Here is a 21,272-nt window from a genome sequence, read left to right as displayed (position 1 = left end):
TTCGATCCAAAATCGTCGTGATCTAGGCGTGTGCGATGGCGGTGTCGGTCATCCTGAAGACACTCAACGAGGAGGCGCGGATCGGCAGCGCCATCGAGAGCGTCCTGGCGGCGCTCGAAGGGATCGGCGGCGAGGTCATCGTCGCCGATGGCGGCTCGCGCGATCGCACGCTCGCCACCGCCGCAGCCTATCCCGTCCGTGTCGTCCAGCTCGAGTCGGCCATTCGGCCGAGCTGCGGTATCGGCCCGCAGCTCGGCTTCCAGTACAGCCGCGAGCGGCTCATCTGCCTGATGGATGGCGACATGCTGCTCGATCCCGGCTTCCTGCCTGAAGCCTTCGCCTATCTCTCGGCCAATCCCCGCGCCGCCGGCGTGACGGGCCATGTCGAGGAGATGAACGATACCAGCCTCGAATACATCAGGCGCGGGCGCCGGATCTCGCCGGAGAAGCGGACGGGCGCGATTGACCGAATGAACGGTGGCGGCCTCTATCGCAGGGAGGCGATCGAGCAGGCCGGTTATCTCTCGGACCGCAATCTGCACGGCTACGAGGAATTCGACCTCGGCGTGAGGTTGCGGGCGCGAGGCTGGACCCTGCATCGTCTCGACCGCCGTTTCGTCCGCCATTTCGGTCACGCGCTCAACGCCTATGCGCTGCTTCTGCGACGTTGGAAGTCGGGCTATCTGCGCGGGATTGGCGAGCTGCTGCGCGCGGCGCTCGGCAAGCCGCAATGGCGGCGCCTGGTCCAGGACCTGCCGGAGCTGAAACTCTGGGCTGCGGTCTATCTCTGGCTGATTGCGATGATCGTGCTGCCCTTCGCGATGCCGAGCCCGGCACTGGGGCTCGCGCTCGATGCTATCCTGACCTCCGGCATCGTCGGCATGATGAGCCTGCGGCAGCGCAGCCTGTCGCTCGGGCTGTACGCGGTCGTCGCCTGGTTGTTCCACGCCGCCGCCTTGCCACTCGGCTTCGTCCAGGCGCGGAAGGCACCGGACGCCTGGATCGAGAGCCGGATCGTCAGTGACGGATCATGAGAGCAAGGGACTTGCTCGGGCCAGCTCATCCGCCTGCAAGCGGCTGCGTCGTGCGAAGCGGAGCAGCACGAGCCACGCGGCCACGACGATGGTGCCGTCGATGGTGTAGAGCGCGATGAAGGTGCCGATCGGCGCCGCCAGCCATGTCGCCCCAGCGATGAGGACACTGCCCAGCAAATTGGCGCCGTTCAGGATCCAAGCCCTCGCATCCTGACGCCCCGAAGCGCCCAGCAGGTCGATCGCGGCCGCCCAGGCACCGACGAGGATAATGGTGCCCGAAAGGCAGCGCACGAAGAACGGAAGATCGTGATAGTCACGGCCGAACAAGGCCGGAAGCCAGGGCGCCAACATGAACAGGATGGCGAACGTCGTCATGCCGAGGGCGAGCGCCGCGATCAGCGCCCGTTTGGCCGTCGGCAAGGCGAGATGCATGCCGCCGCGGCTCTCTCTCGCCAGGCGCGGATAGATCAGCCGGTTGAGGGCATCGATTGAGAGATAGCTGCTGTCCATAATCCGTCTGGCAACACCGTAGCTTCCGACCGTCTCGATTGGGGTGAACAGACCGATCACCAACAGGTCGACATTGGAACGGACCGCCCGCACGACGAATTGCGAGCTGAAAAGCAGGCCAGCTTGCAGCTCCTCGCGCAGAATCTTGAACCGGGGCCGGCCGAGGGGCGAGAGCCATGCAGCCCCGACCAAGGCGTAGAGAAGATTTCCGCCGCACTGCCAGAGCGCCCATTCCGACAGGCTCGAGACCTGGAACGCCAGGCAGGCGAGAGCCGCGGTGGCCATGCGCGCGACAGCGAAGCCGACGACCGCATGATTGGCCGCATGAACCCGGCCGAGGCTGAGGAATACAGTCTCGACGAGGAAGATCACCCGCACGAGAACCACATTGCCGAAGAACAGCAACGTCAGGGTCAGCGCATCGACAGCGGGGCCGGAGCTCAGGCGGATCCAGGACGACATCGCCGCAATACCGCCGACGACGAGGACGGCACCACTGAGGCCAATCAAAAGAAGATTGTGACCAAGCAGGCTCGCATAGCTTTCGGGCTCTCGCGAGACCGTGCGCAGCAGGCAGTCGGAGGCGCCAAGGCCACAGAGCTGGACCGCCACGGCGATCACCGCCGAAACCTGGACGAACAGGCCGAATTCGGTCGGCCCGAGCGAGCGCGCCAGAAGCGCGAAGGTCACGAGCTGTGACAGGCTGGCCATGGCCAGGGAGCCGCTCGACAGCAGGTAGTTGACGAGGATTGGACGGGCGAACCGGGTTCCTCCGCCCACATTCTCTTCGCTGATTGCCAAGAAATCCCCCGATTTGCGGAAGTACCAGGGCACCTCGACACCGACGCGAGGACCTCCCGGTAGGGTTAACGTTTAATTGAGATAACTACCTAAGGTTGTGTTTTCTTAATGATCGGAGATTATCACAACCTATAGATGTAGTCCGAGAAAATTCGCGGATATGGGGAGAGACATGGTCACGATTGCGGCCGTCAGGCTTATTCCGATCCCCCACGCGGCAGGTGACGCAAACGCATCGGAGCAGGCGCACGTATCTGGCCGCCCCCGTCACTTCGAGAGACCGCGGCATTTCTTCTCGGCTCTCGGAACTCGGTCTGCGTGGCCCGAACAAAGCTCCGTGATGTCCAAGGCAAATGCACACTCACACTGACGCAGGCCGAGATGTACCTCACAACCGACAGCAGCAAGATGCGGCGCGAGGATGAGGCTCCTTTTCGACGAGCTGTCGAATTGGCGGCCCCGCCCGCCCGGGCGATCAGCGCTACTCAAGCCCTAGGCTGGCTACTGCGCGGCTGGCTCTGGATGCTGGTCGCAGCGCTCGTCGGCGCCATCGCGGCCGTGGGCGTCACATTTCTGCTGACGCCGCGCTTCAAGGCGACGACGGAGCTGACGATCGCGCCGTCCAACCTGCTGATCGCTCCGAACGACCTCTACGCAACGAATATCCAGAGCGACAGCCAGATCCTGGATGTCGAGAGCAAGATGAGGATGATCGCCTCGGGGAACGTCTTGCGCCGGGTCGTCGACGAGCTCGCTCTGAAAGCCGAGCCGGAATTCACGAGCAAACCATCCCTGTTCAGCTTGTGGGGTGCTTTCGATCAACAGTCGCCTGCCGACGGGTCCGATCTCGCCGCCATCCTGGCGAAACGCATCACCTTTGCCCGGCAGGAGCGGTCCTATGTCGTATCCCTGTCGGTCTGGGCGAGCGAGGCGGCCATGTCGGCGCGGCTCGCGAATGCCGTCGCCGAGACCTTCCGCGAGGAGGTCGTGCGGGCCGATGCGGAGCGGGTCGGGCGTGCGGCGCAAGGGCTGACCGCCCGGCTCGGCGAGATCAAGGCCGCAGCGACCGAGGCGGAAGACCGGGTCGAAGCTTTCCGCCGCGCCAATGGTCTCCAGCAGGGTTCCTCGAAGCAGCCACTCAGCGGGGAAGCCCTGGAGCAGATGAGCGCCAAGCTGACCGATGCCAAAGCACGGCTGGTCGAAGCGGAGACACGCTACGACGAGGTCACGCGTGCGGTCTTACAGCACGGCGCACAAGGCGGTGGCGTCCAGTCTCAGACCCTGGCCGGATTGCTCGCCGACGAGGCAGCCCTGCGCCGGCAGGTTGCGGCGCTCGGCAAGACCCTGGGGCCGCGCCACCCCTCGCTGGTGAACATATTGGCCGAAGCCGATGCCCTGGCCAAGGCGATCATATCCGAAACCGAGCGACTTCGGCGCGCCGCCCGCATCGACGTCGACCAAGCCAGAAAGGCGCTCGACGCGCTGACCGGGGAGACGCGCACGCTGCGCGGGAGCGTCTCCGTCGACGATCAGGCCCAGGTGAAACTGCGGGAGCTCGAGCGTGACGCAAGCGCCAAGACCGCGCTCTACCAGACCTTCCTGACCCGGGCGGGCGAGGCCGCCCAGCGACAGCAGATCGACGCGACAGATGTCCGCGTCATCACGGCCGCAGCTGCTCCATCGCGCTCGACCTGGCCGCCTCGCCCGGTCGTCGCGGCTGCGGCGGGCATGGCGCTGGGCCTACTTCTCTCAGCGAGCGCGCTCATGGCCCTTGGCTATCTCGGCAAGCTTCGGCCCGGCAGGAGCGCAGTGCCATGATCCAGACGCAAGAGAGGCGCGAGCGGTCGACTACCGGCACCCTTCGGGCGCTGCTCTTCACGGCGACGCTGCTGTTTTACCTGGTCACGCTGACGCCGTTCATCGACCTGTCGGCGGCCGGCACGAACGACGCCGCGACGGCTAAGTCAAACACGCTCAACCAGGTCATTTATCTCGGCCTGACGGCGGCCCTGTGGCTGACGGTCTTCTGTTCGCCGGCGCGCCACCTGGTCGCGCGTCCGCGCGGCATCCTGATCGTGCTGTTCCTCTGGTTCGCGATCGTCTCGGCCGTCTCGTCGCAACCCGACCTCTCGTTCAAGCGCGTCTTCCTGGCGACGCTCACCATCGTGAATGGCAGCATCCTGCTGCTGCTGCCGCGCTCGGAACGCCAGTTTGCCGGCATGCTCACCCTCTGCTGCCTGGGTGCCCTGGGGCTGGCCTATCTCGGCGTCGCGCTGATGCCGCGGCTTGCGATCCATCAGGCCAGCGAGATCCGCGAGCCAATGAACGCCGGGCTCTGGCGCGGCCATTTCGCCCACAAGAACGTCGCGGCCGCGGCGATGGTGATCATCAGCTTCGTCGGACTTTATCTGTTCAGCACCGGCCGCCGGATCGTCGGCGGGGTGATGACGCTGCTTGCGGTCGTTTTCCTGAGCCATACCGGTGGAAAATCCGCCATTGCGGCCCTGCCTGGCATTCTCGCCATCGCCTGGATTTTCGAGCGGTGGCGGGCCATTAGGATCCCGATGGTCGTTCTGGGGATCGCCGCCGTCAACATCCTGACGATCGGCTGCTCGGTATCACCAGCCATGCGCGATCTGGTCGCGCAACTCGGCATCGACCCGACCTTCACCAACCGCATCGATATCTGGAAGATCGGCGCCGCCGCCGCCATCGACAACCCGCTGACCGGCTACGGCTTCCAGCTGTTCTGGCAGACCGACGACATGGTCCATAAGGGCGGCGCGGCGACGAGCTGGGCCTTCGCCGCCTTCAACGGCCACAACGCCTATCTCGATATGGCTATCACCACGGGCCTTCCCGGTCTCGTCCTGACGCTGGTTCTGCTCGTCTGGCTGCCGCTGCGGGACATAGCCCGGGCGGAGGCCACGGCGAACGATCCGGCGTTGACGCGCCTCTTCGTGCGGATCTGGCTCTATGGAATTCTGGCGGGTTGCGTCGAGAGCCTGTTCTTCCAGTCGGGCAGCCTGATCTGGTTCATGCTGGTCATCGCGATCTTCGGCCTTCATCTCCAGGCAAACGCGCACGAAATCCGGGAACCGGCACATTATCGCCGCGGCATGGAGGCTGCCCATGCCTAGCGCGGCCACGTTTCCCGCCCTGTCCGAACGCACTGCCCGCTTGCCGGCGCTGATCGATCAGTACGCCAGCCGCCTCGAGAACCGGCTGATCCGGGCCGCGCCGTGGCAAGTCATGGAGGTTCCCACACGCGAGCCGATCGTCTCCTTCACCTTCGACGACGTGCCCGCTTCCGCTCTCGATCTGGGCGCGGCGATCCTCGAAGCGGACGGCGCGCGTGGCACATTCTACATTTCCGGTAGCCTGGAAGGGCGCATCGAGCCGGATCGCACCCTGATCGATCTGGCGGGCTGCAGGGAGCTCGCGGCGCGCGGCCACGAGATCGGCTGCCATAGCTATGCGCACCGGGACCTGCGGCACGTCGACAGTAGTGCCCTCGTCGAGGATCTGGCTCGCAATGCGCGCTACCTCGACGCGATCGATCCACAGCCGGGCCGGCGCAACTTCGCCTACCCCTTCAACAGCGGTTCCTTCGGCAAACGGGGCATCCTCGCCAACGCCTTCCGGACCTGCCGTGCGGCAGGCGAAGGGATCAACCGCGGGCCGACGGACCCGACTTTCCTTCGGGCGGTCGAAATCCGGCAACCGCAGCAGCATGTCCTGGGACTGGCTCGCTGGATCGAGGCGCTCGTCGCCAACCCCGGCTGGCTGATCTTCTTCACGCACGACATCTCGCCGAGGCCGACGCCCTATGGCTGCACGCCGCCCAGCTTCCGGCTGCTCGTCGGATACGCGCTCGCTCGCGGCTGCCATGTGTTGACCGTCGACGCGGCGCTCGAGCGCATGGGACTGCGGGAGCAGGCGAGATGACGCGCCCCCGGCGGCTCCTGGCCATCAACAACTACTTCTATCGACGCGGCGGCGCCGAGAGCGTCTTTCTCGACCATATCGACCTGTTCGAGGCAGCGGGCTGGGACGTGGTGCCGTTCGCGATGCAGCACCCCGCCAATCTGCCGAGTCCCTGGTCCGACTACTTCGTCTCCGAGATCGAATATGGCGGGGCGGGCGGGCCGCTCACGAAGGCGAGGCAGGCCGTCAAGATCATCTTCTCGCTGGAGGCCCGCCGGAAGATCCGCGCCCTGACTGGGCGGGTACGTCCGACAGTGGCGCACGCCCACAATGTCTACCACCACATCTCGCCGTCGATCTTCGGCGCGCTCAAGGCCGAGGGCGTGCCGCTGGTGATGACGGCCCACGATCTGAAGATCGCCTGCCCGGCCTACAAGATGCTGAGCCAGGGCCGCGTCTGCGAGCGCTGCCATGGCGGCCGCATCCACAACGTCCTGCTCCGTCGCTGCGTCAAGGATTCAGCCTTGGTGAGCGGACTCGTCCTGTTGGAGACGCTGGTTCATCGAAGCTTCGGCCTCTATCGCGACACGATCGACCGCCTGGTCGCCCCGAGCCGCTTCTACCGCGACAAGCTGGTGGAGTGGGGATGGGACGCAAGCCGCATCGCCTACATCCCGAACTGCATCGACACGAGCCAGTATGCGCCTGCGTCTCAGGAGGGCGACTATCTCGTCTATGCGGGGCGGCTCGCGCCGGAGAAGGGGCTGGCCACGCTCGTGCGTGCCGCCGCGCTGTCGGGCCAGCGACTGGTCCTGGCCGGCACCGGCCCCGAAGAGACGACCCTGCGCCATCTGGCATGGGATCTCGGCGCCGATGTCGCCTTCACAGGCCATCTCGACAAGCTCGAGCTGAAGCGGCTGATCGGCGAGGCTCTGGCGCTGGTTCTCCCCTCGGAATGGTACGAGAACGCGCCCATCAGCATCCTGGAGGCTTATGCGCTCGGGCGCCCGGTCATCGGCACGCGGATCGGCGGCATTCCGGAACTGGTCGCGGATGGCGAGACCGGCATCCTGGTGGAACCGGGCAATCCCGCCATGCTCGCCGAGGCTCTCGCCACCCTCGCGAGCCTATCGCCCAGCGCACGCGCCGGGTTGGGCGCGGCCGGCCGCGCTTGGGTCAGCCGGGAGTTTTCGCCTGCCCAATACCGCGAACGCACCACGGCTCTCTATGAGGCGCTCGGCTGATGTACACCCTGATCCCGCCAATCAGCGCGAGCCCGCCCGAACGGAAGGTCATCTTCGTCGGCTTGCGCGGCGTCCCCGAGATTCAAGGAGGGGTCGAAACCCACGTCGCTGCGATCTCGGCGCGCCTGGCGGAACGGGGCTGGCAAGTCGAGGTGCTCGGCCGTGCGCCGTATCTTCCCTCGCAACGACCCTATACTTGGAAAGGCGTCACGGTCACGCCGGTCTGGGCGCCGCGATCGCGGAGTTTTGAGGCGCTGGCGCATACCGCCTTGGGTCTCATCGTCGCGGCCGGGCGGAATCCGGACCTCGTGCATATCCACGCGATCGGGCCGGCGCTGCTGACCCCGTTCGCACGCCTGCTTGGCCTCCATGTCGTGGTGACGCATCACGGCTTCGACTACGAACGCCAGAAATGGGGGCGCCTCGCCAAGTCCATCCTGCGGACCGGCGAAGCAATGGGGATGCTGTTCTCCCACGCGAATATCGGCGTCTCGAAAGTGATCGTCGACAGCGTCCGCCGAAAGTTCAGCGTGGGCGCGATCTTCATCCCCAACGGCGTCGAAAACCCGTTCCCAAAGCTGGATACGTCCTATCTCGACCGCATCCAGCTCATGCCGGGTCGCTATATTCTGAGCGTCGGCAGGATTGTCGAAGAGAAGCGCCATCTCGATCTGATCAACGCCTTTGCGCGCCTGAACGATCCCGGCCTCAAGCTCGTCATCGCCGGCACGGCCGATCACGCCGGACCCTATCAGCGTGCCGTCGAGGCCGCGGCCGCAGCGACGCCCGGCGTGGTGATGGCGGGCTTCCAGCGCGGCGAAGCGTTATCCCAACTTTATCAGCACGCGGCCCTGTTCGTCCTCCCCTCGAGCCATGAAGGCATGCCGATGGTGCTGCTCGAGGCCCTCAGCTACGGGGCGCCCTGCCTGGCGAGCGATATCGATGCCAATCTCGCGCTCGACCTCGGGACGGCCAGCTATTTCCCCTTGGGTAGAATCGACGCGCTCGCGGATGCGATGCGGTCGAAGCTCGCCGCGCCCAACACCGCCGAGGGCGCCGAGCGCGCTGCCCGGGTCCTCGATTCCTTCGGCTGGGGCGCGATCGTCGAGCGCACCATGGACGTCTACGAGAGCGCGCTCCTCGGCTGGCAGCCGGACAGTGTGCGCCGTGGCGGTGCCGGGCTGCGGACACGCATCGAATTCGGAGGCCGCTGATGACGCCTGCCTTGCGAAACCTCGAAATGACGATCCTCGGCCTCGGTTTCCTCGGCCTGGCCTGGGGCAAGAACAAACTGCACGGCTACACCACACCGAACCGCGTGGAGAAATCAGATGAGGAGGGCAAGGTCGCCTATCTCATCGACATCTTCGCCTCGCTGCGCCGCTTCCTGCCGCCGCATGTCGATCTGCGCGGGCGTGACGTGCTGGAGCTGAGCCCCGGCGCCTCGCGCGGCAACGGCGTGCTCTTTCTGGCGCTCGGGGCGCGTTCCTATCACGCCATCGACGTCTTCGACCTCGCCGACGGCGAGGACTCCGCCGTCTACGACAAGCTGCTCGATCGCTTTCTCGAAGGTCGTGAGGCCGACAGGGACCGCGCCCGGACCATCGCCCGTACCCCCGACGCGCGCGAGTTCGGCTATGCCGTTGGGCGGGATTTCGACATCCCGCGCCTGGCGCAGGGGCGGAGCTTCGACCTGATCGTCAGTTGCGCTGCCTTCGAGCACTACGACAACCCTGCGCAGGCCATCGCGGGCCTGACGCAGGTCGCCCGGCCCGGCTGCGACAGCGTCCACATCATCGACCTGCAGACGCATTCGCGCTGGATCCGCGAGCGCGATCCGAACAACATCTATCGCTACCCGGAGACGATCTACCGGCTCTTCCGGTTTCCCGGTCAGCCGAACCGGCAGCGCCCCGCCGATTATGTCCGCAGCTTCGAGGCCGAAGGCTGGAGCGATATCCGTTTCGTGCCGTCGCGAACGATCGGTTCCACGCTTCGTGAGGCTTCGCTGCGGGGCTTGGCCGCGCCCTTCGCGGACCGGGACGACATGAGCATTCTCGATGGCGCCCTGACGGCTCGCTATCCCGGACCGCGCGGCAGCTGGGAGGCGGCGTCATGACGAGCCGCCGATCCGTTCTCGGCGACCTCGGCGGTATCGCGACGCTCGCCTTTTTCGGGCCCCCTGCCAGCGGCAAGTGGACCCGGCAGCGACATCCCGTTGTTTCGCCGCGGCATCGGCGTCTCGCACGCTTGGGGATGGGCTGATGTCGGCGCCGAAGGTTCCTATGGCGATGCGCCATTCGCGGCGCCGCGCTTTCGCTTCGATCAGGTGCAGCGGCAAGCGATCCGCGCTGCGGGCTTCGATTTCGTGCGCCTGGCCGTCGATGTCGGCCCGTTCCTGGCCTTCTCCGGCACGGCTCGCGACCGGCTCGACGAGCGCCTCATCGGCACGGTTCACGACCTCCTCGGCGCCGATCTCGGCGTGATCGTCGACCTGCATCCGAGCGCGATGAATCCGGTTTACCGGCCCGCTGCGCTGACGGCGGGCGTCGATACGCCGAACTTCCGGGCCGTATTGGCCTTGCAGCAGCGCCTGGCCGCTCGCCTGGGGCAACTCGCACAGGACAGGGCGGCCGCCGAGGCGCCGCGGCTTGCATTCGAGCTCATGAACGAGCCGGAGCTGCCGCAGGCAGCCTGGCAACCCATGCTCGAAGCCGCCTACAGAGCCGCGCGTAGCGGCTCGGCGACGCTGCCGCTCGTGCTGGGCGGCGGCTCGATGAATTCGGCGACGGCGCTGGCTGCGCTCGATATGCGCCCGTTCGCAGGTGATGCGCGCCTGATCTACACCTATCACGACTACTCGCCCTGGCAGTTCACTCACCAGGGCGTGCGCGGCAATCCCGCTTTTGCACTGAACGCGATCGCCTATCCGGCGCCGCGATCAACCGAAGCGATGATCGCGGCGACCCAACGGCGGATCGGCAGCCTCGACCTCGACGGCCCCGCTTTGGAACAGGCACGGCAGGCGAAGCAGACATTGGCGCGCTATGCTGGCTTCGATCGATCGGCTCTCGAAAGAACCTTTCGACAGGTGAGCGCCTGGCGCATCGCGCAGCGCCTGCCCGCCCATGCCATCCTGCTCGGCGAGTTCGGTGTGCACAGGACGCCCTATTTGCGCACGCCCGAGGGAGCGGCGGCGCGCGAGAACTGGCTGCGCGACATGCGCGAGCTCGCCGAGGCGCACGGCTTTGCCTGGGCCTGCTGGACCTATGCGGGAACGGGCGGGTTCGCGCTCGCCGAGAACGAGACCGGGCCGGGTTTCGACGCGGCGACCCGCCGCGCACTGGGGCTCCTGACGCCATGAGCCCCGCCACGACACCACAGCGCTACGCCAACCTAGACGCGCTGCGCGCGATCGCGGCCCTCGCCGTGATGGTCGAGCACATGTTCGGCGACCTGCTCAGGCAGGCCCCGTCCGCAACGGGCCCGATGAGCACGCTCGCCCAATCGGTCGTCCAGAATATGAGCCTCGGCCGGTTCGGCGTGGCGCTGTTCTTCCTGATCAGCGGTTTCGTCGTGCCGTTCAGCATCGGCGGCGAGCGACCGCTCCGGCGTTTCGCCGTCTCGCGGCTTTTCCGGCTCTATCCCGCGCTCTGGCTGGCGCTGGCGGTGCTGACGACGACGGCCTGGCTCGCCGGAGAAACGCCACGGACGGCAACCGTGCTGGCCAACATGACCATGGCGCCGCCGCTCTTCTGCCAGCCCTGGCTCTCGCCGATCCACTGGACCTTGTTCGTCGAGCTACTTTTCTATGTCCTCGTCGCGCTGCTGTTCTCGACGGGTGCGTTGAAACATGTCGGCGTCCTGCTCGCGCTGAGCCTGGCCCTGATCGCTGCGACTGTTCTGCCCGTCCAGTTGCGCATGCGCGGCGTCGTCAACCTGCCGATCCAATATCTCGGCATGCATCTGTCCTTCCTTTTCCTCGGCCTGTTGCTGCGGCTATGGCTGGTCGAGCGGATGCGGGGCGCGCGCCTCTCGGCCCTGGTTCTCGTTCTCGTGCAACTCGCCGCGCTGCTCTCGGTCTCACCGTTTTCGCTGGCGCGCGGTGATAACTTCGTCATGGAGGGATTGAGGCCCGTCCTCAGCGCCTACATGCTCGCTTTCGTGGTCTTCCTCGCTGCAATCCGGCTGGACCGACCGCGGTCTCCCCTGCTCGCGGGGATCGGGCTGACCAGCTATTCGATGTACCTGTTCCACGGGACGGTCAACGCTGCCGTCTATCGCGTCCTGCCCCTGACCGGAGAACTCCGCGACATCGCCACGATGCTGGTCTGCACGGGCTCGACCCTGCTGGTGTCCTGGTTCGTCTATCGGACGGTCGAACGCCCGATGATCAGCCTCGGGCACAGGATATCGTCGAAGCGCAACGCCCTACCCGTTCCGTCTTCGCGGTTTGCCGATACCTGCCATAGGCGAGCGGAGTGGAACGGCGCGCTCATTGCCGCTCCTGTCGCCATCCAGGGCGCGCCGCCTCATCCGTCACCGGATTATCGCGCCGTCAGGCTTGGCGATGGCCGTTCGCCTGAGAGCGAGCCGAGCTCGCCGCTACTGTCCGATATTGCCGGCGAAGCCGCCCGGGAGGCGTCCGTCAGCGACAATCTCGTCAGCGCGATCCTCGGGACTGCGATGGTCGCCGTCACGCTGAGCTGGTTCGCGCTACTCGGATATGTCGGCTGGAAGATCGCCGAGTCGTTGTGATCCTGACGCAGCTAGCGTCTCGCACCACCGGGCTCATTGTGCTCTGGCGGCGGTCTCGATCGCATCAGACATAATTGCGAGACCGTGGTCGATCTCGGCGTCCGAGACCGTCAGCGGCGGCGCGATGCGGAAGACGCCGCCCATGCCGGGGAGCTTGACGATGTTCATGCTCAGGCCGCGGTGCATGGCCTCCTCCATGATCCGCGCCCCGAGCTCGAAGCCCGGCGCCTTGGTCTGCCTGTCGCTGACGACCTCGAGCCCAAGCAGCAGCCCGCGCCCGCGCACGTCGCCGACGCATTCGTATTTCTGCTGAAGGGCGAGCAGCCCCTGCTTCAGCCGCTCGCCGCGCTCGCGTGCCTGGGCGACGAGACCGTCGCGCTCGACCACGTCGAGCACGGTGACGCCGACCGCCGCCGTGAGCGGATCGGAGACGTGCGTAGTGTAGAACAGGAAGCCGCGCTCGAAGGCCTTCTGCTCGATCGCCTCCGTCGTCATCACCGCCGCCAGCGGCAGGCCGGAGCCGAGGGTCTTGGACAGCGTCAGGATGTCCGGCGTCACGCCGTCACGCTGGAAGGCGAACATGTGCCCGGTCCGGCCGACGCCGGTCTGGGCCTCGTCGAGGACCAGAAGCATGCCGCGCTCCTCGCATTTGCGCTTGAGCGCAGCGAGGTAGCCGGGCGGCAGCTCCAGGATACCGCCACTCGACAGGATCGGCTCGGCGATGAAGGCGGCGAGGTTACCCGTCGACTGGCGATCGATCAGCTCGAACGCATCGTCGAGCTCGGCCTGCCAGTCATTGCTGCCATCGGGATGCTTGAAGCGCGGGCGGTAGGAATTCGGCGCGGGGATTACGAAGGACCCCGCCGCGGCGGGCCCATAGCCGCGCCGGCCGGCGCTGTAGGTTGCCGAGGCTGCCGCACCGGTCATGCCATGCCAGCTCTGGGCGAAGGCGACGACCTCGTGCCCGCCGGTCACCAGCTTCGCCATGCGGATGGCGGCCTCGTTCGACTCCGCTCCCGTGGTCAGCAATTGTACCCGGTCGAGCCCGGGGGCGAGCCCAGCCAGCCGTTCGGCCAGTGCCGCGACCGGGCGCGAGAGCATGCCGCTGAACAGATGCGCCACCGAGGCCATCTGCCGGTTGACCGTCGAGACGATGTCCGGGTGAGTGTGACCGAGCACAGCGCTCATCTGGCCGGAGGTGAAGTCGAGGATGCCGCGACCATCGGCATCGTAGACGAAGGAGCCCTCGGCCCGTTCGACGATGATCGACTCGAAGCTGGGCCCATAGCGCGTCAGGTGCCTGTCGGCGACGGCCCAGAAGGCGGGATCGGCATTGAGTGACATTCTCATTCCCCTTTCGGCAATCTCACCAGCAATTGCCGTTCCAGAGCGCTACCTATGCTTGCCTCAGCAGGCAAATTGATACTTCTTCAATCCGATATCGATCGGATTGATAGCTCGTCTATGCTCGACCTCGTATTGCTCAGGAACTTCGCCGTCATTGCGCGCACCGGCTCGATCAGCCTCGCCTCGCTCCAGATCGGGCGCACGCAGTCGGCGCTGAGCATGCAGATGCAGCGCCTCGAGGAACTGGTCGGCCAATCACTGCTGCATCGCAGCGGTTCCGGCGTGCAGCTGACCACGGCCGGCCACAAATTCCTGGCGCAAGCCGAGACCCTCCTTGCAGTCCACGATGAAGTTCTCGCGGAGATACGCGAAACCGGGCTCAAGGGCGCGTTGAACCTGGGCTGCCCCGAGGATTATTCGATCGCCTTCCTGCCGGATCTGCTGCGCGGCTTCTGCGCCCTGCACCCGGATGTCGAATTGCGCATGGTCTGTGCACCGACCTCGGAACTACGACCGCTGCTGCATCGCCGCCAGATCGAAATGGCGCTGGTCTCGCTCGCCGATGCCGCCAGCAAGGAGGTCATCCGGCAGGAGCGCTTCGTCTGGGTGGCCAACGAGGCGCAACCCGCCATCCTCCACAATGCCAGCCTGCCTCTGGCGTTGTCCGCGCCGATGACCCTCGATCATCGGGCCGCGTGCGATGCGATGGAGGCGGTCGGCCGGCGCTATCGGATCGCCTTCGCCAGCAACAGCCTTGCCGGGTTGATCGCAATCGCCCGCTCCGGACATGCGATCAGCGTCCTGACCGAGACGGCCGTGCCACCCGATCTCCATGTCGTGCATGTCGGGCTGCCGCCGCTCCCCTCGATCGGCATCGCAGTGGAGTTCGCCGATCAGCGCCCGTCGGCGGCCGCGAAAGCCCTGGGCGAGCATATCAGAGCAGAACTGCCGAGGCTTTGAGCCCGCCGATTGACACCGCGCCACCAGAACTGATTAACATGATAATTAATTGATATGGCGCAATGCTCGTGAAGGGTCCATCCAGAAGCTCTGGAGCGAGCGCCATGCGTAAATTCAGCGGCTCATCGCCTCGCCAAACATGAGGACGCGATCCCTTGACCTCAAAGTTCGTCAGTTTCTGTCATGGCGATGAAGCGCGCTACGGCCTGATCGTTGCGAACGGCATCGTCGACCTGTCTGCCCGTTATCGGACGCAGTGGCCGACGCTGCAGCACGTCGTGGTCGACGGGGCTTTCGAAACCCTGGCGGAGACAGGCGCGGCGTTCGCTCCGGATCTGCCGCTCGACGGCGTCCGCTACGAGATTCCGAGCCTCGCGCCCGAGAAGATCATTTGCGTCGGCGTGAATTTCCCCGACCGCAACGCCGAGTACAAGGACGGGCAGGAAGCGCCACCAAATCCGTCGCTGTTTCCCCGGTTCCTGCGCTCGTTCACAGCCCATGAGCAGCCGCTGATCAGGCCGCCGGAGAGCGAGCAACTCGACTACGAGGGCGAGATCGCGATCGTGATCGGCAAGGCGGGGCGTCGCATCGCCGAGCGCGACGCGCTCGGTCACATCGCCGCCTTGACGCTGTCCAACGAAGGGACGCTCCGCGACTGGGTGCGCCACGCCAAGTTCAACGTGACCCAGGGCAAGAACTTCGATCGCTCCGGCTCGATCGGTCCCTGGCTGGTGCCCTTCACCGACGAGGCGCAGATCGCCGATATCGCCTTGACCACCAAGGTCAATGGCGAGCTGCGCCAAAGCGACCGGACCAGCCGCATGATCTTCTCGTTCAGGAAGATCATCAGCTACATCTCGACCTTCACGACGCTCGTTCCGGGCGACATCCTGATCACCGGCACACCGACCGGCGCCGGCGCCCGCTTCGACCCGCCGATCTGGCTGAAACCCGGCGATGTTGTCGAGGTCGAGGCCGAGGGCATTGGCCTCCTCCGCAACACCATCTCCGACGAGGCCTGAGCGATGCTGTCCGCCGACGAGATCTCAGCCGCCGCCCTCAGCCTGGACGAGGCCGAAAGGACACGCCAGCAGACCGGCCTGATGTCGCTGCGCTTTCCGCAGATGACGATGGATGACGCCTATGCGGTCCAGGCCGCCTGGGTGGAGCGAAAGCGCGCGGCCGGCCGCACGATCATCGGCTGGAAGATCGGCCTGACCTCGAAGGCGATGCAGTACGCGCTCGACATCGACACGCCCGATTCCGGCGTGCTGTTCGACGACATGCGCTTCGACGACGGCAGCAACATCCCCAAGGACCGCTTCATCCAGCCGCGCATCGAGGCCGAGATCGCCTTCGTCATGAAGGGCGACCTGCAAGGGCCGGGCGTCACGGTCTTCGACGTTCTGAACGCGACGGACTACGTCGTCCCGGCGCTCGAGATCCTCGACACCCGCATCCTGCGCGTCGACCCGCAGACGAAGAAGGCCCGCACCATCGTCGACACGATCTCGGACAACGCCGCCAATGCCGGCATCGTCACCGGCGGGCGGGCGATGCGCCCGGACCAGGTCGACCTGCGCTGGATCGGCGCCATCGTCTCGCGCAACGGCCAGGTCGAGGAGACCGGTCTCGGTGCCGGCGTGCTCAACGACCCGGCGCGCGGCATCGCCTGGCTCGCCAACCGGCTCGCGAGCTATGGCGGAGAGATCAAGGCGGGACAGATCGTCTTGGCCGGGTCCTTCATCCGGCCCGTCGAAGCCCGCCACGGCGACACGATCACCGCCGATTACGGCCCGCTCGGCACCGTGAGCTGCTTCTTCGAGTGAGCCGCGAGCAATAGCTCGCCCGGCGGAAAGACTTTGTGCGACGTCACACGAAGGCGAGCGGCCGGCCGCCGTCCGGATGGGGCATCACGCCGACTTCAATGCCATAGATCGCCCGCAGGATATCGGGCCGCACAATCTGCTCGGGCATGCCACGCGCGACCAGCCGGCCGGAATGGAGCGCGACGATCTCATCACAGAAGCGGGCGGCCATGTTGACGTCGTGCAGCACGACGACGATGCCGAGACCGGCCTGATGCGAGAGCTGCCGCACCAGCGTCAGCACCTCGACCTGATGCGAGAGATCGAGCGCCGCGATCGGCTCGTCGAGCAGAAGGCATTGCGCATCCTGCGCGACCAGCATCGCCAGCCAGGCGCGCTGACGCTCGCCGCCTGAAAGACTGTCGGCGAGGCGATCGGCGAAGGGCTGGATATCGGTCAGCGCCATCGCCTGCGCGACCTTGTCGCGGTCGCGCTGCCCGAAGCGGCCGAGCGCGCCATGCCAGGGATAGCGGCCGAGCGCGACCAGCTCCTTGACCAGCATTTCGGCCGCGGGCGGCGTCTGCTGCGGCAGATAGGCGAGCTTGCGGGCGAAGGCGCGACTGTCCCAGCTCTCGATCGGCTGGCCGGCAAAGCGCAAGGAGCCGCGCGAGGGCCGCTGCTGGCGCGCCAGCAGCTTCAGCAGCGTCGACTTGCCTGAGCCGTTATGGCCGAGGATGCCGATCACCTTGCCGGCACCGAGGTCGAGCGTCAGCGGTTCGAGCAGAACGCGGTCGCCGACCGAGAAGCCGACGCCCTCTAGCGCGAAGAGCGGCTCGCTTGCCGAAGGCGCGTGGTCGGCTGCGCGATCAGGCGATGCGATGGCGATGAGATCGGCTGGGCTGGACATGGTTTCAGTCTGCATCAATCACCGTGGTCGTGGACATCGGCGTGGCCTTTGCGCCAGTAGGCGGCGACGAGATGCCGATCCTTCGGCAGCTGCCGCTCGCTGCGCAGATGTTTGCGGATCGCGCGGGCCGTCGCCTGCTCGCAGCCGGCGAAGACGAACGGGCTGCCCTGCTCCGGCAGGGCGATGCCGCGCACCGCCTGCGCCAGCAGATCGGTCGAGCCGGCCGGCGCGCCCTTGCGGTGCAGCCAGGTCACCTCGATCGCGGCCTTTGAAGCAATGTCCTGCTGCTCGGCGGCATCAGCCACTTCGATGACGATGCTGGCGCGAGCGGAACTCGGCAATTCCTCGGCGATGCGCGCGATCGCCGGCAAGGCGGTTTCGTCACCGCAGAGCAGATACCAATCGGCCGGGATCACGTCGCCGCCGCCCGGCCCGAGCAGCCCGATGCGGTCACCGGCCTGCGCCTCGCGTGCCCAGATCGAGCCAACGGAATCGTCGTGCAGCACGACGTCGATATCGAGCTCGCCGCGGGCATGATCGATCGAGCGGATGGTGTAGGTGCGCTTGGCCAGCGTGTCCTCGCCCTGCGGCCAGATCACCCTGCTGTCGGGGCCGACGCTCGGCCAGACCGGCGCGCGCCCGCGCGGCGGGATCAGAACGCGCACATGCAGGCCGCCGCTGGTGAAATGGCGGGGGTCGTCGCAGGCGAGCGTGACGCGCCGCATCGCCGGGGTGATGTCGCGGGCGCCGCGCACCATGACCTCGCGGAAATAGGGGATGCGCGTCTGCGCGGGAGCATTGCCCTGCCAGCTCAGCGAGACGGTCTCGCCCTCCGCGAATTCGAAGAGATGCTCGGCGACCGAGGACTTGACGACAAAGAGCCGGCTTTCGTCAGGGCAGGTTACGGCGATGCGCAGCACGCCATCATCCGCGGTCAGATCGACCGAGCCGAACGGGCCGCCGAGCCGGGCACCGCCGTCGCGGCGGGTCACCTGGCCATGCTCGACGAAATGGCCGCAGAGGCGCTCGAGCATACCGGCCGGGTCCGCCAAAACGACGCTTGCGGTGGCTTGCAGCTCGGTCTCGTCAGCCATGCCGGTTCCCCGTGCGGTTCAACAGCCAGATCAGATAGGGCCCGCCGATCAGCGCCGCAAACAACCCGGTCGGCACCTGATAGGGGAAAGCGACGAGGCGCGCGAGCCAATCGGCCAGGATCATCACGCCGCAACCGATAAGGGCCGAGGCGGCGAGCTGGTCGCGACTGCGCGCAAAGCCGGCGAGGCGGGAGAGATGTGGCGCAATCAGCCCGACCAGGCTGAGCGGGCCGGTCAGCAGCGACGCGACAGCCGTCGCGAGGGCCGCGACAGCAGCGAGGATGAGACGGCTGCGCTCGACGCCAAGGCCGAGGCCGCGGCTCGTCGCCTCGCCAAGCGGCATCAAATCGAGCCAGCGTACCGCCAGGAAGAGCGGCGCGATCAGGACGACGCAGCCGATCAGGCCGATCCAGACCTCGAACTCGCCGGCGCGATTGGTCGAGCCCGACAGCCAGGTCAGCAGCACATAAGCGCGCAGATCACCCTTCGCGAGCGCGATCGAGACCAGCGCCATGCAAAGCGCGCCCATGGCGATGCCCGCAAGCAGCAGGCGCTGCGAGCCGATGCCCGGACGGCCCGCCAGCACCAGCATAATGAGGAGCACGGTGAGCGAGCCTCCGGCGATGCCGGCGAGCATCGAGAGCGGGCTGAAGGGCAGCAGCGCGAGCGCGAGCGTCAACCCGACCCCGCCGCCGGCGCTGACCCCGAGCACTTCCGGCCCAGCCAAGGGGTTGGCGGTGAGGCGCTGCATCAGGCAGCCGGCGGCGCCGAGCAGGGCGCCCGCCGCACCGGCGGCGACCAGGCGCGGCCCGCGGAAGGGGAGCAGGTCGGCGAAGAGCGCGCCCGTCGCCAGCCCCCAGCCCTGCGGCCCGCGGCCGAGGACAAGGCCGAGCACGGCGACGATCGCTATCGCCGCGGCGAGCACCGCCAGGATGAGGAATGGCCGTGCGATGCGGCGCGTCGGAGCCGTCGCATCGACAGTCTGCGCGGCCGGGGCGGGAGGCACGCGGCGCATCAGCCAGAGCAGCAGCGGCCCACCGAACATGGCGGTGGCGGCGCCGGTCGGAGCGAAGTCGTTGAAGCCCGAGCCGAGCAATTGCACAGCGCTGTCGGTGATCGAGAGCAGGAGTGCGCCGAGCGCCGGCGCCGCCAGCAGGAGCTGGCGTTGCGTCCGCGCGCCGAACTCGCGCGCCAATGTCGGTGCGGCGAGGCCGACAAAGCCGATGACGCCGACCTCGGCGGTGACGCTGGCCGCAAGCCAGACCGCGACGCCCAGCACCGCGAACCGCACAGCGTGCAAGGCAAGGCCGAGATTGCGGGCGACATCGTCGCCGAGACCGAGCAGGCCGAGCGGGCGCAGCAGCAGCGCAGCGGCAATGCCGCCGAGGAGCAGGCGCGGGCCGAGCGCCAGCGCGGCATCCCAGCTCTGCTGGTTGAGCGAGCCGGCGCCCCAGATGAACAGCGAGAGGACATAGTCGCCCTTGGCGAGGATGACGGTCGCGCTCAGCGCCGCCGCGATCAACGAGACGACCATGCCGGAGAGGATCACCGTCATCGGGTCGAACCCGCGCCGCCAGCTGAGGCCGAGCACGAGCGCGACAGCGGCGACGGCCCCCGCCAGCGCGACACCTTCGCGCGAAAAGACGATCAGCGCCGGCGCGTAGGCGGTCGCCACAGTCAAAGCGAGCTGCGCGCCGGAGACGACACCGAGCGTCGAGGCATCCGCGACGGGATTGCGCAGGACGCGCTGCAGCAAGACGCCGGCAAGACCGAGCGCTGCACCGCAGATCAGCGCGGTGACGCTGCGCGGCACCAGGCTGTGCCACAGCAGGATGGATTGAAGCGTCCGGGTCAGTTCGCCCGAGGCCGGCAGCGGCGAGCGTGTCGCCACTACGGCAGCAAAGAGCAGCGCAGCCGCCAACGCAGCGAGGAACCAGAGGCCGAGATCGCGATGTGGCAACCGCCGCAGCTGCAGGGCGGTGTCAGCCACGGCTCGCCTCCGCCGCCAGAAGCGCTTCAGTCAGAAGCCGGGCGAACCGCCGCGCCGACGGCAGGCCGCCATAGGGATTGATCGAGGCGAGCTGCAGCAGCCGGCCCTCGCGCAGATTGGGCAGCGCGTTCCAGAAGGCGCTCCTCGCGAGCACCTCCAATGCGCCAGGCGGTACCGGCGGAATCAAGGCGATCCAGGCGTCAGGCACACGCGCCAGCGCCTCGAGGCCGACCGGCGCCGTGGCGGAGTAACTGGTATCGTCGGTCCAGGCATTGGCGAGGCCGAGCCGCTTCAGCACTTCGCCGAACATGCTGTCGGCGCCGAAGACGCGGAAATGCCTGCTGTCGCCGAGATTGATCGGGATCACCGGGCGCGCCGCATGCGGCTTCAGGCGCTCGCGGAGGAGAGCGAACTCGGCTTCGGTCTCGGCGAGATAGCGCTCTGCGACGCCGCCGATGCCGAGACGCGCGCCGATGCTGCGCATCATTGCGGCTGCCGGCTCAAAGGGCGGTCGGCCCGGCGCATAGATCGAGAAGCGCTCCACCGGCGCGATCCGCAGCAGCCGCGGCTCCGAGCTGGCATAGAAGCTCGACGAATAGATCAGCTCCGGCCGGGAGAGCAGCAGCAGCTCGAAGTTGACCGTGCCGCGCAGGCCGAGATCGGTAACCGTTCCCGGCACCTGCGGCTCGACCGCGACCTCGCGGAACTGCAGGAGCTCCGGGGCGGCGACCGGCGCAACGCCGAGTGCGAGCAGGGTCTCCAGCACCGACCAGTCGACGGTCGCGATGCGAAGACCCGCAGCCTGCGCCGGCCGTAGCATCGCCGCCGCCGCCAGCAGGGCGAGCGTGGAGCGTCGGGTCGGGAACACCATCGGGTCAATCATATCAGCGGT

Annotated in this window: 18 protein-coding genes; 12 read left to right on the top strand and 6 right to left on the bottom strand. The window is 67.0% G+C overall.

The annotated features are described in order from the left end of the window. Nucleotides 1-35 precede the first annotated feature (35 nt). Entirely contained in the window at nucleotides 36-1,034 is a 999-nt protein-coding gene (locus QO058_RS19385) for a glycosyltransferase family 2 protein (RefSeq protein ID WP_284167898.1), read from the top strand. On the opposite strand, the gene QO058_RS19380 is transcribed toward QO058_RS19385, so the two are convergent. Then, complete coding sequence (locus QO058_RS19380) at nucleotides 1,029-2,378, bottom strand: lipopolysaccharide biosynthesis protein (protein WP_284167897.1); 1,350 nt, start codon at nucleotides 2,376-2,378, stop codon at nucleotides 1,029-1,031. The two genes, QO058_RS19385 and QO058_RS19380, sit on opposite strands and share 6 nt — an antisense overlap. A 417-nt stretch (nucleotides 2,379-2,795) precedes the next feature. Here QO058_RS19380 and QO058_RS19375 point away from each other — a divergent pair, with 417 nt between their 5' ends. The 8 genes from QO058_RS19375 to QO058_RS19340 all read left to right on the top strand — a co-directional run bounded on the left by QO058_RS19375 (nucleotide 2,796) and on the right by QO058_RS19340 (nucleotide 12,274). Beyond that, complete coding sequence (locus QO058_RS19375; protein WP_284167896.1) at nucleotides 2,796-4,163, top strand: GumC family protein; 1,368 nt, start codon at nucleotides 2,796-2,798, stop codon at nucleotides 4,161-4,163. Next, nucleotides 4,160-5,485 carry an O-antigen ligase family protein gene (locus tag QO058_RS19370; protein WP_284167895.1) on the top strand — a complete coding sequence of 442 codons (1,326 nt, stop codon included), beginning with the start codon at nucleotides 4,160-4,162 and terminating at the stop codon, nucleotides 5,483-5,485. The genes QO058_RS19375 and QO058_RS19370 overlap by 4 nt, the downstream gene beginning before the upstream one ends. Next, entirely contained in the window at nucleotides 5,478-6,293 is an 816-nt protein-coding gene (locus QO058_RS19365) for a polysaccharide deacetylase family protein (RefSeq protein WP_284167894.1), read from the top strand. The genes QO058_RS19370 and QO058_RS19365 overlap by 8 nt, the downstream gene beginning before the upstream one ends. Continuing rightward, nucleotides 6,290-7,516: a glycosyltransferase family 4 protein gene (locus QO058_RS19360; RefSeq protein ID WP_284167893.1), complete on the top strand. Its 1,227-nt coding sequence runs from the start codon at nucleotides 6,290-6,292 to the stop codon at nucleotides 7,514-7,516. The genes QO058_RS19365 and QO058_RS19360 overlap by 4 nt, the downstream gene beginning before the upstream one ends. After that, a complete protein-coding gene (locus tag QO058_RS19355; RefSeq protein ID WP_284167892.1) occupies nucleotides 7,516-8,730 on the top strand; it encodes a glycosyltransferase family 4 protein in 1,215 nt (404 codons plus the stop codon). Before QO058_RS19360 ends, QO058_RS19355 begins: the two co-directional genes overlap by 1 nt. After that, the gene (locus tag QO058_RS19350; protein WP_284167891.1) at nucleotides 8,730-9,635 is read left to right on the top strand and encodes a methyltransferase domain-containing protein; all 906 of its coding nucleotides are present in this window, start codon (nucleotides 8,730-8,732) and stop codon (nucleotides 9,633-9,635) included. The genes QO058_RS19355 and QO058_RS19350 overlap by 1 nt, the downstream gene beginning before the upstream one ends. Before the next feature lie 99 nt (nucleotides 9,636-9,734). After that, on the top strand, nucleotides 9,735-10,880 hold the full coding sequence (locus QO058_RS19345) for a glycoside hydrolase family 5 protein (RefSeq protein WP_284167890.1): 1,146 nt from the start codon (nucleotides 9,735-9,737) through the stop codon (nucleotides 10,878-10,880). Beyond that, entirely contained in the window at nucleotides 10,877-12,274 is a 1,398-nt protein-coding gene (locus tag QO058_RS19340; protein WP_284167889.1) for an acyltransferase family protein, read from the top strand. The genes QO058_RS19345 and QO058_RS19340 overlap by 4 nt, the downstream gene beginning before the upstream one ends. Nucleotides 12,275-12,307: 33 nt before the next feature. Here the strand turns inward: QO058_RS19340 and QO058_RS19335 are convergent, their stop codons facing one another. Then, on the bottom strand, nucleotides 12,308-13,618 hold the full coding sequence (locus tag QO058_RS19335; protein ID WP_284167888.1) for an aspartate aminotransferase family protein: 1,311 nt from the start codon (nucleotides 13,616-13,618) through the stop codon (nucleotides 12,308-12,310). A gap of 120 nt (nucleotides 13,619-13,738) precedes the next feature. On the opposite strand from QO058_RS19335, the gene QO058_RS19330 reads away from it, so the two are divergent. The 3 genes from QO058_RS19330 (at nucleotide 13,739) to hpaH (ending at nucleotide 16,410) form a co-directional block, all read left to right on the top strand. Continuing rightward, entirely contained in the window at nucleotides 13,739-14,581 is an 843-nt protein-coding gene (locus tag QO058_RS19330) for a LysR substrate-binding domain-containing protein (protein ID WP_284167887.1), read from the top strand. A 155-nt stretch (nucleotides 14,582-14,736) separates the two neighbouring features. Next, nucleotides 14,737-15,603, top strand: a complete 867-nt coding sequence (locus QO058_RS19325; RefSeq protein ID WP_284167886.1) for a fumarylacetoacetate hydrolase family protein — start codon at nucleotides 14,737-14,739, stop codon at nucleotides 15,601-15,603. A 3-nt stretch (nucleotides 15,604-15,606) separates the two neighbouring features. Beyond that, the gene (gene hpaH / locus QO058_RS19320; RefSeq protein WP_284167885.1) at nucleotides 15,607-16,410 is read left to right on the top strand and encodes a 2-oxo-hept-4-ene-1,7-dioate hydratase; all 804 of its coding nucleotides are present in this window, start codon (nucleotides 15,607-15,609) and stop codon (nucleotides 16,408-16,410) included. Nucleotides 16,411-16,453: 43 nt separating this feature from the next. Here the strand turns inward: hpaH and QO058_RS19315 are convergent, their stop codons facing one another. Genes QO058_RS19315 through QO058_RS19300 form a run of 4 tightly spaced genes read right to left on the bottom strand, consistent with a single transcriptional unit; the run spans nucleotide 16,454 to nucleotide 21,251 of the window. After that, complete coding sequence (locus tag QO058_RS19315; RefSeq protein ID WP_284167884.1) at nucleotides 16,454-17,296, bottom strand: ATP-binding cassette domain-containing protein; 843 nt, start codon at nucleotides 17,294-17,296, stop codon at nucleotides 16,454-16,456. A gap of 14 nt (nucleotides 17,297-17,310) precedes the next feature. Then, complete coding sequence (locus tag QO058_RS19310; protein WP_284167883.1) at nucleotides 17,311-18,390, bottom strand: siderophore-interacting protein; 1,080 nt, start codon at nucleotides 18,388-18,390, stop codon at nucleotides 17,311-17,313. Continuing rightward, nucleotides 18,383-20,380, bottom strand: a complete 1,998-nt coding sequence (gene fhuB / locus QO058_RS19305; RefSeq protein WP_284167882.1) for a Fe(3+)-hydroxamate ABC transporter permease FhuB — start codon at nucleotides 20,378-20,380, stop codon at nucleotides 18,383-18,385. The genes QO058_RS19310 and fhuB overlap by 8 nt, the downstream gene beginning before the upstream one ends. Beyond that, nucleotides 20,373-21,251 (bottom strand): ABC transporter substrate-binding protein, encoded by an 879-nt coding sequence (locus QO058_RS19300; RefSeq protein WP_284167881.1) that lies wholly within the window; start codon nucleotides 21,249-21,251, stop codon nucleotides 20,373-20,375. Before QO058_RS19300 ends, fhuB begins: the two co-directional genes overlap by 8 nt. Nucleotides 21,252-21,272: the final 21 nt, after the last annotated feature.

It is taken from the genome of Bosea vestrisii (assembly GCF_030144325.1).
Classification (GTDB): Bacteria; Pseudomonadota; Alphaproteobacteria; order Rhizobiales; family Beijerinckiaceae; genus Allobosea; species Allobosea vestrisii_A.
Note: the sequence above shows the minus strand (reverse complement) of the source record. Positions and strands in the feature narration are given on the sequence as shown.